The 1,483-nt window shown below is 35.5% G+C and carries 2 protein-coding genes; both read right to left on the bottom strand.

The window, feature by feature from the left end:
- Positions 1-186: 186 nt before the first annotated feature.
- On the bottom strand, positions 187-492 hold the full coding sequence (locus P378_RS01420; RefSeq protein ID WP_143338388.1) for a hypothetical protein: 306 nt from the start codon (positions 490-492) through the stop codon (positions 187-189).
- 265 nt (positions 493-757) lie between these two features.
- Positions 758-1,192 (bottom strand): hypothetical protein, encoded by a 435-nt coding sequence (locus P378_RS01415; protein ID WP_143338387.1) that lies wholly within the window; start codon positions 1,190-1,192, stop codon positions 758-760.
- Between the last annotated feature and the right edge of the window lie 291 nt (positions 1,193-1,483).

The following is a 1,483-nucleotide window of genomic DNA, read 5'->3' as shown; positions in this document are numbered from 1 at the left end:
AAATTTTCCTGCCATCAAGTATCATTGCTTGCCTTCTGCAGCGTAATACGGTAGGATGAGTATACACAGCAGTTCCCCCTTATTATGTTGGTGTGGTAACTATCATTATAAGGGGAGCACTGTGGATACTCAACCATCTGGGGCAAGCCCGGGTGGTTGATTTATTTCCCAGCCTATTCCATTTTGTCAACCCATACCCAACTTAACACAGTTAAATTTGATATTAGCTTCTGAATTATAATAGACAATATCACAATCTTCGTCCATACATAAATAATAATCTATATCTCCAACCAATTCTGTTAACGTTTCCGAAACCAAATGCTTAACGGTAATGTTCTTGACTTCAACGCCTGCTGTTTTACATATTGGACATAAATTATTTTCTTCTATTTTACAGTTCGATTCTTCTATGCTACCACAGCAGCATTTATTCAATATTTCATTAGCCATTTTACCTTCCCCTCCAAATCTCATATCTTTGTTATCCACACGGTTGACATGTTTACTCATACTATATCCTAATGGCTATATATACCTCAAACTCATTAATCTGCTCTTTATTCTTAAAATCATCACCATCAGAAGTGAAGCTAAAAAACCTCGCAGACTGCTTAAATACTAAGATTTCCACTAATTCTCCTTTTGTATTCTTACTACGCACTCCACATGCCTTGAACGGTTAAAAAAGATGCCGTCTGAGCCTGATGGGGCCTTGGCGGCAGGGTATTGTTTATTCCTAATTTTCTTTAACCCATTATTTTAATATTGCAACACTTGATATTTTATCAAGCAGATAAATGTCTTCCACACTTTGTTTCTCAGGAATCACGCCGTGATCCTTAATACATTTTTCAATGGCTTTCATTTCTGCGATCCTTATCATCTGAGAAGAAGCGTCTGCCTGTTCTTTTACCATTCCTATCAACGATAATATAAACGAAACTTTATAGTCCAACGGCAAAAAGCCGGTGCTGCCAAGCATAAACTTTAACAAGCCACCATGATTATTGCCCTGGATCTTGCTAACTTCAAATAAAAGATCATTGTATTCCCTGATTTTATATTTGCGTTGCTCTTCATCCATCTGACCCAACCTGGACAAAATATCCCTGAATCCCCCTTGAGTATTATATTCATCTGCCAAAGAGGCTACTTTTGAAATACTTATATTGCGTTTACATTCAAACAAATTCAGAAAATCCTCATTGCCCTGAAGGTGCATATCTTTTATATTCTGTATCACTAGCGTTGCATAAATAAATTTCCAAAATGTCAATATCTAAAATTCTAGAAAAAAACCAATAAATCATTGTTTTTCCAGCAATATCCTGTAAAAATGATTAAAATCTCCTTATAATTGAGGTATAACAGGTAGTCCTGTCCATAATCTCAAAAATAAGGAGACATCGCATGGACAAGGATACCAATAAATCCACATATAATCAACTGTTTCAAGCAATTTATAACGAAAAATTTTTAA

This window comes from Desulforamulus profundi, assembly GCF_002607855.1.
Note: the sequence above shows the minus strand (reverse complement) of the source record. Positions and strands in the feature narration are given on the sequence as shown.